Genomic DNA, 14380 nt, shown 5'->3' on the forward strand with positions numbered 1-14380 from the left:
GACACGGCCGAGCTTGCATCTAGGATATCCGCATCCCGACGGTCCCGAGAATTGTCGCCAATCCTGCGGAGAGGCCCCGCAGCGATAGCGTAGGCTCGACGTCAATCCATTCCTCCAGCGAATGGGCACGACCGCCAGTCCCACCGGAACCGAGCCTGATTGCGGGCACGCCGAGGCTCATAGGGATATTTGCATCTGTAGAGCTGGCTTCGCAGCTCGGCTCAAATCCGAACGCCTGGAGTGCGGTGAGCGCTGCCTGAACGATGCGTGTGTCGTGATCGGTGTAGCCTGCCGGTCGATTACCGATCCGCTTCGCCTCAGCCGTGATTTGCCCTTCGGTTGTGTCCCCGCGCGCGTTTTCCTCAGCGACGGCGCCTTCCATGAGTGCATGCAGATTGGCGTCCAGCCTGTCGAGCTCGGCCTGGCTTTCGGAACGCAGATCGATTTCAACCCAGACCTCGTTCGGGATCGCATTGATCGAGGTGCCGCCGCCGAATACCGCCGCGCAGAAGGTTGTGCGTGGATGGGAGGGCACGTCAAGCCGGGAGAGGCCTTGTACGAGGCCGGCCATCGCATGGGCTGGATTGACGGTGCCGAAGGCGTTGAGCGAATGTCCGCCCGGGCCGCGGAAAGTCATTCGATAGCGGTAGGATCCGACAGCGGTCGTGGTGATCTTGTCGAGTTCCAGCCCATCGATTGTGAAGAACGAAGCGATTCTATCGCGATAATGCCCTTCGGTGAACACATGCCGGATGCCGCGCAAATCGCCCTTGCCCTCTTCACCCACGTCGCCGATGAACAGGAGGTCCTGTTCGGTCTCGATCTGCGCTGCATCGAGTGCGCGGATGAAGGCCAGCAACACGGCCAATCCGCGCGTGTCGTCCCCCACGCCCGGCGCATAGAGCTTCGTACCTTCCCGTCGCACGGTGCAATCGGTGCCCTCCGGAAACACGGTGTCGAGATGGGCCGCAACGGCGACCATCTGCCCGTTGGCTCGACCGCGCCTCACACCAATGACATTACCCATCGCGTCGCGGCCGACGTCTTCGAGTCCAAGCTCCCGGAATTTAGTTTCGTAGGCAAGCGCCCGGCGTTCTTCCTTGAACGGCGGGGCAGGGATCTCGGTCAGGGCAATGATTTCTTCCACCAGACGGTCATGCTGGCGACGAAGCGTATCTGCGGCTGCCTGGAACTGTGGCGAGGCGATGATTTCGGATATTTCGTAGGTCATTAGCATTCCCTCATGTCATTCGCCGCCACGACGAGATGGCGTGATTGTCTTCTGCATGGGTCTTTGGAACTGATGTTCGGCAGGCACGGTGTTGCCTTGGGCGATGGAGCTTGGGTAGAGGCTACGCTATTAGGCAGCCGGAGGGGGCTGGAGAGGAGGCCGAACCTCCGGCGGGATCGGGCAGACATATGGCTCATTTGCCAGCCGCGCCTGATGATCCTTCTTGGCTTCCGCCAGAAGCAACTCATCCGCAAACAGCATGCGCCCGACCGATCCCATCACTCTGGCGGCATGGATCATGCCCTTATGGGCGGCCGGGGCTTTTCCCTGTGCTGTGATTTGCCAGCTATGGCCGGGCGTTCCGATTGCGTGGGTTGCGACGCGGGCCTGCACGGTGGGAACAGCCCAGGAGACATCGGCGACATCCGTCGAGCCCATCATCTTGGCGCCGCCGCTGTGCTGCGGGACGACATAATCGCAGAGGGGTTCGCCACGGCGCAGGGCAAGGCCGGCGGAACGGTAGCTCGCAGCGATGTCCTCTGGTGAAAGCGTCGCCTGTATCGCCGTAGCGAACTCGCGGTCCTGCGCGTCGAACTCGACGCCACCGAGGGTGTCAAAGGCAATTTGCATAGCCTCTTCCAAGGGCGTATTGCCGAGCATGTTCGAAACGGCCGAGATTACCGATATCTGGACCTCGGTGCCCGTCATCATGGCCGCTCCCCGAGCGACCTGCTGGACCTGCTCGTTGAGGACCATCATGCCGGAGAGAGTGGTGGAACGGATGGCGTAGCGTACCTTGGCACGCCCCTGAACGACATTCGGCGCCGTGCCACCAGCATCAAGATAGGCATAATGTATGCGACTTTCCTGAGGGATATGCTCACGCAAGTAATTGACGCCCACGGACATCAACTCTGCTGCATCCAGCGCGCTGCGGCCGAGGTGCGGAGTAGCAGCAGCGTGGCTGGAGCGGCCGATGAACGTGAAATCCATGCGGGTATTGGCGAGGCTGCGAGCCTCGTCGACCTTGGTCATTGCGGAGGGGTGCCAGGTGATCGCGGCGTCAACATCATCGAATGCTCCGTCGCGTACCATGAATGCCTTGGCCGCTCCGCCCTCCTCGGCAGGACAGCCATAGTAGCGCACCCGACCGGGCGTACCGGTGGCCGTCAACCAATCCTTGAGGGCGCAGGCGGCGAGCAGCGCCGCGGAGCCCAACAGGTTGTGGCCACAGCCATGGCCGGCACCGCCTTCCAGGACAGGCCTCGGCTCGGCGACGTTCGCCTCTTGGCTAAGACCGGGCAGCGCGTCGTATTCGCCGAGAACAGCGATCACGGGGCCGCCGCTGCCGGCCTCGCCGACCACCGCTGTGGGAATGCCGGCCACCTTCTCCGTCACGCGAAAACCCTTTTCATGCAGCGTCGCCTTATGTTCGGCGCAAGAGCGGTATTCTGCATAGAGTGTCTCCGGCATGCCCCAGACACGGTCGGCTAGCGCAACCAAATCGTCTTTATGCCTCTCCACATGAGGCAGGATTGGATCAGTGTTTTGCATCTCGAACTCCATTTCTACACGGGAAACTGGCACCTGACGGTGGTCGCACGATCAGGCAACCACGGCGTTCGGCCGGGCGCCAAGCTGTGCCGGATCGGGCAGGCGACCCTCGAACCAGATGCCGGCTGCGGCAACGGACATGGCGCGGCCGTCATGAGCCACGTCGGGCACTTCCGTAAACTGCCAGTTGAAGCCGCAGTCCAGACGTTCGGCAGCAGCCTTCGCTTTTGCGAAATAGTTGCGCGCCCGCTGGAGACGGCCCGGGCCCTGCGCGATCGCCTCGGGCTGGGAAGGAAGATGGTCGGCCGTCGCCTCGCAATCCTTCAAACCAGCCATCACATGAAGAGGCGTTTCCAGCAATCGCTTGAGGTCGACCTCAGCGAGCCCGGTCTCGGCCAGGCCGGCAGGGAACGGCTTATCGAGCGTCGGTAGCGAGTACCAGCCGGCATTTGCGGCCGCTACCGCCTTGAAGGGGCCGAAGCCCACGAGCGACACCATTCGGTGCAGGAATTGACTACCCGCGGAATGACCGAAGATACGCACCCGTCCTTCGGTGATCACGCCGGCCTCGACCAACGCCGCGGCGACCAGCGCCGGAACGTGGTAGATCCAGCTCGAAGGCGGGGTGACCAGTCCCCCGGCATCACGCACCATGCCGTCGTTATAGTTTTCGGCACCCTTGAAGTCCGCGTCGGGAAATGTCGGCGCCACGATCAAGAGGTCGTGCCGGTCGGCAGCCGGAATCCAAAAGTCGCGATACTCATCGCCGTTGCGCAGCATGCCGTGCTGGACGAACACCACGTCCTTGCCCGGAGCGTAGCCGGCCGACTTGTAGGTATGGAGAATGATGCCACGGCCGGGCTGTCTATCAAACGTGAACGGAATTGCGTTGCGACCATTGCGGTCAAGAAGCGTTTTCAAAGTCATATGGGCCTCAATCGAAAAGGTGACAGGATACTGTTCGTCCAGGACCGATCGCACGCGGCAACGGTGCGTCGATGCGGCAGCGGGCGAGGGCGGCGGGACACCGCGGGTGGAAAGCGCAGCCGGTTGGCGGATGCAGCGGCGAGGGAAGCTCCCCCTTGACCGGATTGAACGTGCGCCGGCGCTTCTTGACCGAAGGTATTTCGGCAAGGAGGGTGCGGGTGTAGGGGTGGGCCGGCTCGGCAAAAAGCTCGGCGGCGGGTCCGAGTTCGACAATCTTGCCCAGATACATGATCGCTACGCGATCGGCGATGTGATGCACGATCGAGAGGTCGTGACTGATAAACAGATAGGTCAGTGCCCGCTGCGCCCGCAGTTCGAGAAAAAGATTGATGACCTGCGCCTGGATGGAAACGTCGAGCGCGGCGATCGGCTCGTCGCAGACGAGAAATTCGGGCTCGACGATGAGCGCCCGGGCAATTCCGATCCGTTGACGTTGCCCGCCCGAGAACTGATGCGGATAGCGGCTGCGATAGGAAGGGTCTAGGCCGACCTCGGCGAGGGCTGCATCGACGCGTTCGCGAATGGCGAGTTTTCCCTTAGCCAGGCCATGGACCCGTAGCGGCTCGGCGAGGATATCGCCGACGCGCTGACGCGGATTGAGAGAGGCGTAAGGATCCTGGAAGATCATCTGGACGCCGAGCGTAAAATCCCGCCGGGCCTGGGTCGACAACTCGTCCAACCCCACATCGTTGTATCGGATCGTACCTTCGCTGGGCCGAATGATACCGCTGATCATTCGCCCGAGCGTTGACTTGCCGCAGCCGGACTCTCCGACGAGACCCAAGACCTCCCCACGGCGCACGGTCAAGTCGATTGAACGGACCGCGCGCACTTTCGAAATTTCCGGCGGGCGTCCGAGGAGCCCAAGCAGGCGCTCGGCAAAGAGCGGCTGCCGCGTGAAGGTGCAGCCTAGAGCATCGAGCTGGAGAATGGCTTGGGGAACAACTGCTCCAGGAGCTGCAGGATCTAATATGGGCGCGCCGTTCATGCGGTATACTCCGGTGCCAGGGGATGGTGGCAGCGCCAGACTTGACCGAGCGCGTTGGAGGTTTCAGGCGGCTGGGTGCTGCGACAGAGGTCGCTCGCGCGGCCGCAACGGGGGTGGAAGGCGCAACCTGCAGGCCTTGCGGCAAGCGGCGGAGCGGTGCCGTCTATCTGGCGCAGTTTCTCGCCGCGCGCCGTGTCTCCCGGCACAGAATTCAGGAGTCCAAGCGTATAGGGGTGACGAGGCCGGTCGAGGACATCATCGGTCATACCGATTTCGACAATTTCCCCGGCATACATGACGGCGATACGGTCGGCTAGTTCGGCGACGACACCGAGATCATGGGTGATCCAGATCATGGCCGTTCCAGTTTCACGCTGCAGCGCCTGCATTTCCGCGATGATCTGGCCTTGGATCGTCACATCAAGGGCGGTCGTGGGCTCGTCGGCAATGATCAGGTCGGGGTTGTTCAACAGCGCGATGGCAATCGCCACCCGCTGGCGCATCCCGCCCGAGAGTTCGTGCGGATATTGCAAGATACGGGTCTCAGGCGAGGTGATACCAACCTTGCGCAAGCCCTCGATGCATTGGCGGCGGGCCTCGGTGGTGTCAATCGACGCGTGCTCCTGGATCGTCTCAATCATCTGCTCTCCGATGGTCAGAACCGGATTGAGCGTGGTCAAAGGGTCCTGGAAGATCATCGCAAGTGCCGCGCCCCGAAGCCTACGCTGTTCCTCGGGCGAAAGGGCAAGAAGGTTGTGGCCTTTGAAGATGACCTCGCCGCCGGTGATCTCTCCCGGCGGGTCGATCAGGCCAAGGATGGAAAAGCCGGCGACCGATTTGCCTGAACCTGATTCACCGACAAGGCCCAGGACCTCTCCGGCATTGAGCGTGAGGTTCAGCCCGTTCACGGCGGGCCAGGCTCCATCAAGATCGTGGAAGACGGTCTGCAGGTTTCTCACTTGAAGTACAGGGGGAACGGATTGGTTTTCAGTCATGTGTGCTTCGGATCCAGTGCGGTCCGCATACGGTCACCCACGAGGTTGAGGGAGAAGATGAGGATTAGCAGCGCGATGCCGGGGTAGAAGCTGATCCAGTAGTCACCGCTCATCAGATAATCGAAGCCGGTTGCGACGAGGAGCCCGAGCGACGGCTGCGTTACCGGCACGCCGATTCCGAGGAATGAGAGCGTCGCCTCAAGAGTGATAGCCGAGGCGACCTGCACCGTGGCGACGACCAGAACCGCATTCAGACTGTTCGGCATGATATGCCGGAACATGATCCGGCGCTGTGGGTAGGCGAGATTGTAGGCGGCTTCGACATACTCCTTCGTGCGTTCGCTGAGTGCTGCCGACCGCATAATCCGGGCATAATTGGCCCATTGCACCACGACGATGGCGATGATGACCTTGTCGACGCCGCGTCCGATGACGGCCAGCATGACCAGTGCCACGAGGATGGTGGGAAACCCGAGGATGAAGTCAACGAGCCGCATCAGCAAGGAATCGATGCGCCCGCCCAACACCGCCGCAACGAGGCCGACCGTCACGCCAACCACGAGCGAGATCGCGGTGGCGATCAGGCCGACGAACAGGCTGATGCGCATGCCATAGAAGATAGCGGATAGAAGATCGCGCCCCTGACTATCGGTGCCAAGCCAGTATGTGGTTCCATCCATGCCCTGCGACCCGGGCGCCAGGCGGCTGTCCATGACGCTGAAGGAACTGAGATCATACGGATCCTGCTGCGCTAGCAAGGGCAGCAACAATCCGATCACCACGATTGCGGCAAGCGCGATGAGTGCACTGCGGACATTGGGGCGGCGCTTCAATCGAGCCAGGATCGCCCGTCGGGCGGGTGTGTCGATCAAAGGCGAACGCAATGCCTCGGTCTTGGGCGGGCGAGAGGATTTCATGAGACGCCTCCGACCAGCTTCACGCGCGGGTCGAGTGCCGCATAGGCGAAGTCCACCAGCAGGTTCACCGTGACGAAGATGAACGTCACAAGCATCACATAGGAGACGATGACAGGGCGATCGAGCTGATAGATGCTGGTGATCAGCAGCTTGCCCATGCCGGGCCATGCGAAGACCGTCTCCGTGATCGTCGAGAAAGCGATCAGCGAGCCGAATTCCACCCCCATGACGGTTATGATCGGGATCAGGATGTTGCGCAGGATGTGCCGGCGCACGATGCGCTTGTTGGTCACGCCTTTGGCCCGAGCGAATCTGACATAATCCTGGTTGCGGGCCTCGGCCGCGCCGGCGGCCGTCAACCGGATCATCAGGGCGATGTTCGGGATCGAAAGGTTCAGGATCGGCATCGCCAGATGCCGGAGACCGTCGTAGGTCAGGAAGCTGAAGGGAATACCGAGAACAGACACTGTCTGCCCGCGACCAGAAGCTGGTAGCAGGTGAAGCCAGACAGCGAAGATGAGGATGAGAACCATGCCTTTCCAGAAGCTTGGGATTGAATAGCCGAAGATTGACCCGGTCATCACCGCCCGGGCCGCGCGGGTGCCGTCATGCAGGCCTACCCAGAGACCGATTGGAATGCCGACAGTGCTAGCGACAAGGAGCGAGAGAACGACGAGTTCTAAAGTCGCGGGCATTCGGCCAAGGATGACGCGTAGCGCAGGCTCCCCGTGGACGAATGAGGTCCCCATGTCGCCGTGCAAGGCGTTCCAGAGGAAGGTCAGGTACTGGGTCCAGATCGGCTGATCGAGGCCGAGCCGCGCGATCAGTTCCTGTCGCTCGAGCTGTGTTGCCTCAGGACTGATGAGAAGATCGGCCGGGTTGCCGACCGCATAAACCGCGAGGAACACGGCCACGGAGACGGCAAGGAGGACTGCCATGCTCTGCAGAAGCCGCTGGATTGTGTAGAGGGTCATATCAGCCCGTCCGGATGCAGGGGAGAGAGCCCGGCGCCGTGAGGCGCCGGGTGCGGTCGCAAACCTGGCCGGTCAGTTCGCTTTATCCGAAGTGATGTCAAAGGCCAGTGTGTACTGGTCCATGCGCCCGGTATAGTGCAGCCCCTTGCGGAACGCCCAGAGCGTGCTTTCGAAATGCAGCGGGATGAAGCCGACCTTGTCGACCGCCATCTGTGTTGCCTGGCGCAGGAGTTCAGCGCGCTTGGTTTCATCGACAGTCGAGATCGCCTGGACTAGCACATGGTCAAACGCAGGGTCGGACCAGGCGCCGTAATTCGAGGCGCCGATGCCGAGCTCGTCGTTGTCGGTCGTCACGTATTGCCGCAAGAACGAGGCCGCGCCGCCCTGAGTCGAGCCCCAGCCGCCCATCGCGAAGCTGAAATCCCGCTTGGCGCGCCGTGTGAAAAAGATGGAACCATTCATCGCATCGACCTTCGCCTTGATACCGACGCGAGTAAGGTACTGCGCCACCGCCTGCGCAACCTGCGAATCGTTGATGTAGCGGTCATTGGTTGCATGCAGCGTGAGCCCGAACCCATTCGGATAGCCGGCTTCGGCAAGGAGTTTCTTGGCCCCCTCCGGGTCATATTTTATCGGCTTGGGATCCGCCAGTGCCCCGGACATCGTGGTGGGTACGAATTGATAGGCGGGTTCTGCGAAGCCATCCATGATCCGGTCGACGATTGCCTGCCTGTCGATCGCCATCGACATGGCCTTGCGTACGCGCTCGTCCTGCAACGGATTTGAGCCGTCCTTGGTCTCCACGAACGGACTGTGATCGCGCCCGATGTCCATCTGCAGAAAAATCACACGGCTTGATGGCTTCGACGTATAATCCAGTTCGGGGCGTTGCTTGATCTGGGCGATGTCGCGGGCGGCAGGACCTTCGATCACGTCATAATCGCCCGAGAGCAAGCCGGCGAGGCGGGGGCCGGCGGCCGGCACTGGGACGAACTTTACGTGTTCCCATTCAGGGGCCTTGCCGAAATAGCTTGCGTTGCGGCTCAGCGTGATGCTTGCGCCCTTATCGAACTTGCTGAGCACAAAAGGTCCCGTGCCAATGGCCGCCTTGCCGGTATTGAAGTCGTCAATCCCGGGCCAAGCGCCGGTAACGCCACATTTATTTGCAAGGTCAAAGCTGATCTTGCCGTGATCGACGATCCGGTCGCTGAGGATCGCGATCTCGGACAGAAGTTCCGGCAAAAGCGGCTCTACCGCCTTGGTGGTGATGCGCAGCGTGTGGGAGTCTGGTGCTTCGACGGAAGCGAAGTTCCTGACGTCATCGGAGAACGAGGCGTTGACGCTGCCCTCGTTGTTCATGACCCGGCAAAACGTGAAGATGACATCATCGGCGTTGAAGTCCGATCCATCGGAGAACTTCACGTCGTCGCGCAGGTTAAAAACCCAGGTATGATCGTTCTCCGGCTTCCAGGACTTGGCAAGGCCGGGCTTCACGATTTGGTTCTCGTCGAATACGCCCAGGGCGGAGAAGATATGATCGGCCAGAGCATTGTTCGGAGATACGTCGTGGTAATGCGGGTCTGCGGCCGTCGGCTCGGAAGCCAGTCCGATGGTAATGTCCTTTGCCTGCCCTACGCTGATCCCGAGCAGGAGAAACGCAGCCGCGCTTGTCGCCCAACGAAATGTCTTCACCTTAGTATCCCTCCGTTTGTGCCCGCCTTTGCGCTAGGCTGTTTCGTCGCAGGTTGACGAATTATTTTTTTCATCGCAATGAAATCCATGAAAATCGTGTAAGTCAAGGGGGTGGGATAGTGATGGACCGAGTGTACTATTCCGAGGTCGCGCAATTGGTCGCGAAGGCCTATGATCGGCTAAGCCCGGGTCATAGGCGCATTGCCGAATTTATTCTTCAGCATCCGGCCGAGGCGGCCATGCTCAACAACGTCGAGCTAGCGGCGCGTTGCGAGGTCTCAAATGCCACGGCGAACCGCTTTCCCAAAGCATTGGGATTTCCCGGATTTGCCGAATTCCGCAGTTCGCAACGCGATGCTCTACGCACAGACTTATCGCCCGCCAACAAACTGCGGGACGAAATCGACGAGAGCGCGAGCCATTTCGAAGTGATCCGCAATGGGCTGCAGCAGGACCTGGGCAATCTGGAGACGACGCTGGCAGGGATTGATGAGGCGAGCTGCGCGCGCGCGGTCGAGCTGATCCTGAGTGCGGAACGAATTTTCGCCTATGGCGCGGGACTCAGCCGGTACATCGCGGGACTGTTGATCCACGGCCTCGAGCCCTTCTGTCGGGGCAACGCGACGGACATCGGCGCCGCAGGCGGCGCCAACTCCGCGCTACGTCGAGTGGTGCATTGTAATAAAAAGGATCTGCTTATTATCGCTTCTTTTCCGCGCTACGCCGCTGATACGCTCGAAATCGCTAAAATCGGCCGCGAGAACGACGCGACGATCATTTGCCTGACAGACCGCCCGACGAGTCCTTTGTCGAAATACGCTGACATCGTCTTCTACGCTCAGGCCGACCGGAAGCTACTGCCCAACTCAGTCACCGCAGCGGTGGCGCTGGCCGAAGGAATTATAGCCGCCGTGGCAAACCGCCGGTCCGAGGGTATCAACGTGCACATGCGGCTGGCCGAGAACCAGCGTCAGGACTAAAGCGTCGGGAAGAGAGTTAGGGCAAAGTCGCCCGGAATCCAAAATGGGATCGTAGGCCCTCCGGAAGACCTGCCTTGCCGTTTACTGTCGTGAAGGCCAGTCCGTCAGCCACCAGTCCAGCGTTTATAGTGTTCCTGAATCCTAATATTCAATCAACGGCGGTCCCATACCTTCAGAAACGGTAAGCCGCCCATCTTTGCCGCTTCTTCGGCGACCTGCTCGCATGACCGTGGCTCGAGCCAATCGCAATCAGACAAAAGATTGCACATAGTAGGCTATCTGCTCCGCTCAGCTCGAATGGAGACAATCTAGCGTATGGCGCTGATTTCGCTAGTCGAGCCGGAAGACGTCGGCATTGTCCTGGCGTTCTCGTAAGCCCTTGTAGGATGGATGGCGCAGTTTTCCGTCCGTCGTCCAGGCGCGAAACTCGATCTCGGCGATCAGGGTGGGCTCGACCCAGACAACATCGGTACTTCCGGAACAGGGCAGGGGCGGCTGCTTTCGCTTCCAGCGCAGCTTATCCAGCATCTTGCGCAATTTGATGGCCTCGGCTTCCTTGAATCCCGTGCCAACGCTTCCGACGTGGACGAGATCGGCATTGCGATAGGCAGCAAGCACCAACGAGCCGAAGCCGGCAGGGGGCGCCGATGACATCTCATAGCCGACGATGAAAAAAGCTTCGCTCTGCACGCATTTGACTTTCACCCAATCTCCGGTCCGGCCGGAGCGATAGGGCTGATCAAAATGCTTGCCGACGATCCCTTCCAAGCCGAGGCCGCAGACATGCTCGAGCAGGACGGCGGGATCGGCGTCGAGTGTCTCCGATAGACGGATGGCACCGTCCTTGCCGTCCAGCGTGTCTTCGAGGAGGTGCCGGCGCGAACGGAATTCGACACCGCGAAGATCGTGCCCGTCCAGATAGATGAGATCGAAAGCGTAGAGGATGGCGTCCGAGGCACGGTTTCCGGGCTTCTTGTCGGACGCGCCCAGCGGGAAGGAGACGTTGTTCATCTCGTCGCACAGCAGCTGTTATGGCGGAGGCCATGTAGGAGGTCGAAGCTGCTCTACCAATTTTATCGATCACTCGCGAACTCCACCGATGATATTTCGACCGACCAGTCCAGTTCCTGCGGTGTCAATTTTTCCGGCAAAGTCTGCAGGCCTCTATATTGGTTCAGCGCCCAGCAGTCGTCGTAGGTGCCGCCAGGCGCGATAATTTTATAGCTCGTGAGATAATCGGAATAATACTCGACGCTAAACCCGCGACGTTTTGCGATCAGTTGGAAGCGAACGACATCCACCTGCTGCTTCGAACCGTTGAGAAGCCGGACGAAAACTGGCTTAGCGGGGTCGACGCATCCGTCAGCCCCACTGCTTGTACCTTTGATCGAGGTAATCGATCCATCACGGCTGGACTGCTGGAAGTAGATGAAGGTTGCAATGCCAATGCCCACGGCACCCAGAGCGGTGATGGCAATCAGTGTCGGTCTTGGAAACAGAAAGAAGAAGACCACAACGATCACCACCGCGACTATCAGTACAATCATATGGCGGTTCTCGTTTCTTTACTTTCGTACCATCGAATGGACAATGTAATTTCTGGGGCCTTGATAGTCGTTTAGCGTTTGGCCGCTTGCATCAGTCGCGAGCGTCATGTTTTGCCATCTCAACATGTAGGTGTTCGTTGCTTGGGCTGCCAGCCGGTTTTGGGGATGCCGAACGTATCAAAGGAATTTGAGATTGAGCACAGCGTTCACCAAGGAAGAAAGTGCCGAAACGGCGTCGGAAATTCTGCTGCCCGACCGCACAATTTCACCCCACCCGAACCTTGTTACGGAAGCGGGATTTAAAGCGTTGGAATTGCAGCTCCAAATAGCTCGCGAAGCCTACGATGCCGCAAGTCGGCGATGTCATGTCTGGATGTATATGGACCCCGTCCGATTGCAACAGGTATGGCAGTATCAGGATCGCTGGTCACGACTGCTGATGTATATCCGGCTTCGTGATGCGGCTGGACGATCGTCGCCGCGAGCCTCGATGGGTTTCCGCTCGCTTCCACCTGAATGGCGCCAAGACATTGACCGTAGTCATGCCGATCCAGACATCAGGTTCGGGAAGCGACGGGGTGACCGCTTCACCATCTTCTGCCATGTATTGCAATTGCCGAGGTAGGAACACCTTGTCCTTTGCTATGCGGCGGTGAAGCGGTGTGCTTGCACCGACAGTGCTGGCTCGTAGAGCGTGTTGCCGCAAAGCATGGCCCATACGATGCGAGCATTCTTGTTGGCGAGTGCGACGGCGACAAGTTTGAAGGGCTTCTTCGACAGAAGCGACCGGGCCCAGTTCGCCAGAGGCGTATCACTGCTTGCCTTCCTCATCCGGTAAAGTGCGGCATGCGCCCCGACCACGAGAAGCTTGCGCAGGTGCCTGTTGCCCATTTTGGAGATAGCGCCCAGCCTTGGCTTGCCACCGGTTGAGTGTTGTCTGGGGACGAGGCCCAGCCAGGCTGCGAACTCACGGCCACCTTCAAACAGCTTCGGGTCCGTGACGCTGGCCGAAAGACACGTGGCGATGATCGGACCTATTCCGGGCACGGTCGCAAGCCGGATGCTGACATCGTCGTTGCGATGAGCAGCAAGGATCGCCTTGTCGAGTTTGGCGATCTGCTCCTCCATCTCTGTCAATGCCGCGGCCAAGGGCATGAGAGCAACGCGAACAGACTGCGGGCTGTGTTGTTCATCTTCAAGGATGGCGATCAGTTGTCGGACATTGCGAGCCCCCTGCGGGGCGACGATGCCAAGCTCGGCGAAGTGGCCGCGCAAGGCATTGATGAGGGCAGTCCGTTGCGAAATCAGGAGTTCGCGCGCGCTGTGCAGCATCAACGTCGCCTGTCGCTCCTGGCTCTTCACAGGGACAAAACGCATCGACGGCCGCGTGACGGCTTCGCAGATGGCGGCCGCGTCGGCGGCGTCGTTCTTCTGCCGCCGCAGATATGGCTTGATGTAGCTGGGTGGGATCAGCCGGACGTCATGGCCAGCATCCATGAGCGTTCGCGCCCAGTGATGGGCAGTCGCGCAGGCTTCCATGCCAATCCGGCAAGGGGAAAGCCTCTCGAAGAACATCTGCATCTGACTACGTCGCAACGGCTTGCGCAGGACAACCTGTCCATCTGCATCAACACCGTGAACCTGGAAAACATTCTTTGCGATATCAAGGCCGATTGCCGTAATCTCTCTCATGGTGGGTGGCTCCTCTAAAAGGTTTTGCAACAACCTACTCTGGCACACTCGATGCAGTCGGAGGGCGCCATCCACCACATCACGTTGTGGCTTAACGGTTCGCGGCTAATGGGGTGGAGATGGGCGAACCCACCGTCAGCTATAAGAACCACCGCTTTCCGTTGCAGATCATCGCCCATGCAGTCTGGCTGTATTTAGGTTCCCTCTGAGCCTGCGGCTGGTTGAGGACATGCTGTTGGAGCGTGGGATTGTGGTGAAACGATCAGGCGATGGGCTAAGAAATTCGGGCCGGCTTACGCAAAGCAACTCCGTCGCAGGCAGCAGTCGCGCCAGGACGTCTGGCACCTCGATGAGGGTGTGCCGCGAGGCACCCGTAGCATGAACGGGCCAGTGTGGTCATCACCACCAATTTCAGCTTCAGCGAATGGGCAACCGTCTTCGGCGACGCCAAGATGACGACCGCTCTGCTCGACCGCCTGACCCACCGTTGTCATATCCTCGAAACCGGGAATGACAGCTTCCGCTTCAAAGCCAGCTCGGCCGCGCAGCACAGAAGAGAGGAGAAAAAGCCAATCCCTTGACCAAACCGTGAGCAGAAAACCATAGTCAAAGGTGGCCCACCTCTCGGTGGAAAAACCGGCTCAGTTCCGCTGACCTGCCACGGGTAATTTCCTCCAAAGTTCATTAGAGTCCGGCCCATTGAAGGACGGACGCATGAAGAAGCAGAGATTTACGGAAGAGCAAATTATTGCGGTGCTGAAGGAGCAGGAGGCTGGCGCGAAGGCGGTGGACCTGTGCCGGAAGCACGGGATTTCAGAAGCCA

Annotated in this window: 13 protein-coding genes and 3 pseudogenes; 5 read left to right on the forward strand and 11 right to left on the reverse strand. The window is 60.0% G+C overall.

The window, feature by feature from the left end:
* Nucleotides 1-19: 19 nt before the first annotated feature.
* From HGP14_RS28740 to HGP14_RS28775, 8 genes are all read right to left on the reverse strand, one after another.
* A complete protein-coding gene (locus HGP14_RS28740) occupies nt 20-1231 on the reverse strand; it encodes a M20/M25/M40 family metallo-hydrolase (protein ID WP_168833270.1) in 1212 nt (403 codons plus the stop codon).
* A 129-nt stretch (nt 1232-1360) separates the two neighbouring features.
* Complete coding sequence (locus HGP14_RS28745) at nt 1361-2785, reverse strand: amidohydrolase (protein ID WP_168833271.1); 1425 nt, start codon at nt 2783-2785, stop codon at nt 1361-1363.
* A 51-nt stretch (nt 2786-2836) separates the two neighbouring features.
* A complete protein-coding gene (locus tag HGP14_RS28750) occupies nt 2837-3712 on the reverse strand; it encodes an alpha/beta hydrolase (RefSeq protein WP_168833272.1) in 876 nt (291 codons plus the stop codon).
* A 7-nt stretch (nt 3713-3719) separates the two neighbouring features.
* On the reverse strand, nt 3720-4760 hold the full coding sequence (locus HGP14_RS28755) for an ABC transporter ATP-binding protein (RefSeq protein WP_168833273.1): 1041 nt from the start codon (nt 4758-4760) through the stop codon (nt 3720-3722).
* Nucleotides 4757-5755 (reverse strand): ABC transporter ATP-binding protein, encoded by a 999-nt coding sequence (locus HGP14_RS28760; RefSeq protein WP_168833274.1) that lies wholly within the window; start codon nt 5753-5755, stop codon nt 4757-4759. Before HGP14_RS28760 ends, HGP14_RS28755 begins: the two co-directional genes overlap by 4 nt.
* Complete coding sequence (locus HGP14_RS28765) at nt 5752-6672, reverse strand: ABC transporter permease (RefSeq protein ID WP_168833275.1); 921 nt, start codon at nt 6670-6672, stop codon at nt 5752-5754. Before HGP14_RS28765 ends, HGP14_RS28760 begins: the two co-directional genes overlap by 4 nt.
* Nucleotides 6669-7646 carry an ABC transporter permease gene (locus HGP14_RS28770; RefSeq protein WP_168833276.1) on the reverse strand — a complete coding sequence of 326 codons (978 nt, stop codon included), beginning with the start codon at nt 7644-7646 and terminating at the stop codon, nt 6669-6671. The genes HGP14_RS28765 and HGP14_RS28770 overlap by 4 nt, the downstream gene beginning before the upstream one ends.
* A 72-nt stretch (nt 7647-7718) precedes the next feature.
* On the reverse strand, nt 7719-9338 hold the full coding sequence (locus HGP14_RS28775) for an ABC transporter substrate-binding protein (RefSeq protein ID WP_205927388.1): 1620 nt from the start codon (nt 9336-9338) through the stop codon (nt 7719-7721).
* 122 nt (nt 9339-9460) lie between these two features.
* Here HGP14_RS28775 and HGP14_RS28780 point away from each other — a divergent pair, with 122 nt between their 5' ends.
* Nucleotides 9461-10318 (forward strand): MurR/RpiR family transcriptional regulator, encoded by an 858-nt coding sequence (locus HGP14_RS28780; protein ID WP_168833277.1) that lies wholly within the window; start codon nt 9461-9463, stop codon nt 10316-10318.
* A gap of 330 nt (nt 10319-10648) precedes the next feature.
* On the opposite strand, the pseudogene HGP14_RS28785 reads toward HGP14_RS28780, so the two are convergent.
* Both HGP14_RS28785 and HGP14_RS28790 read right to left on the reverse strand, forming a co-directional pair.
* A pseudogene (locus HGP14_RS28785) lies at nt 10649-11308 on the reverse strand (ATP-dependent DNA ligase); the annotation flags it as partial.
* Between the two features lie 83 nt (nt 11309-11391).
* The gene (locus HGP14_RS28790; protein WP_168833279.1) at nt 11392-11865 is read right to left on the reverse strand and encodes a hypothetical protein; all 474 of its coding nucleotides are present in this window, start codon (nt 11863-11865) and stop codon (nt 11392-11394) included.
* A gap of 193 nt (nt 11866-12058) precedes the next feature.
* Here HGP14_RS28790 and HGP14_RS35825 point away from each other — a divergent pair, with 193 nt between their 5' ends.
* Nucleotides 12059-12490: a hypothetical protein gene (locus HGP14_RS35825; protein ID WP_246704637.1), complete on the forward strand. Its 432-nt coding sequence runs from the start codon at nt 12059-12061 to the stop codon at nt 12488-12490.
* Between the two features lie 17 nt (nt 12491-12507).
* Here HGP14_RS35825 and HGP14_RS28800 read toward each other — a convergent pair whose 3' ends face one another.
* Nucleotides 12508-13557 carry an IS110 family transposase gene (locus tag HGP14_RS28800; protein WP_168833280.1) on the reverse strand — a complete coding sequence of 350 codons (1050 nt, stop codon included), beginning with the start codon at nt 13555-13557 and terminating at the stop codon, nt 12508-12510.
* Nucleotides 13558-13608: 51 nt separating this feature from the next.
* Here HGP14_RS28800 and HGP14_RS36800 point away from each other — a divergent pair.
* The 3 genes and pseudogenes from HGP14_RS36800 to HGP14_RS28810 all read left to right on the forward strand — a co-directional run.
* Nucleotides 13609-13917 (forward strand): annotated as a pseudogene (locus HGP14_RS36800) (hypothetical protein); the annotation flags it as partial.
* Nucleotides 13918-13934: 17 nt separating this feature from the next.
* Nucleotides 13935-14138, forward strand: a pseudogene (locus HGP14_RS28805) (ATP-binding protein); the annotation flags it as partial.
* Between the two features lie 133 nt (nt 14139-14271).
* Nucleotides 14272-14380: transposase (locus tag HGP14_RS28810; protein ID WP_168833281.1), on the forward strand; the 109-nt coding region annotated here is incomplete at its 3' end.

Source organism: Rhizobium sp. P32RR-XVIII (assembly GCF_012641395.1).
Taxonomy (GTDB): domain Bacteria; phylum Pseudomonadota; class Alphaproteobacteria; order Rhizobiales; family Rhizobiaceae; genus Rhizobium.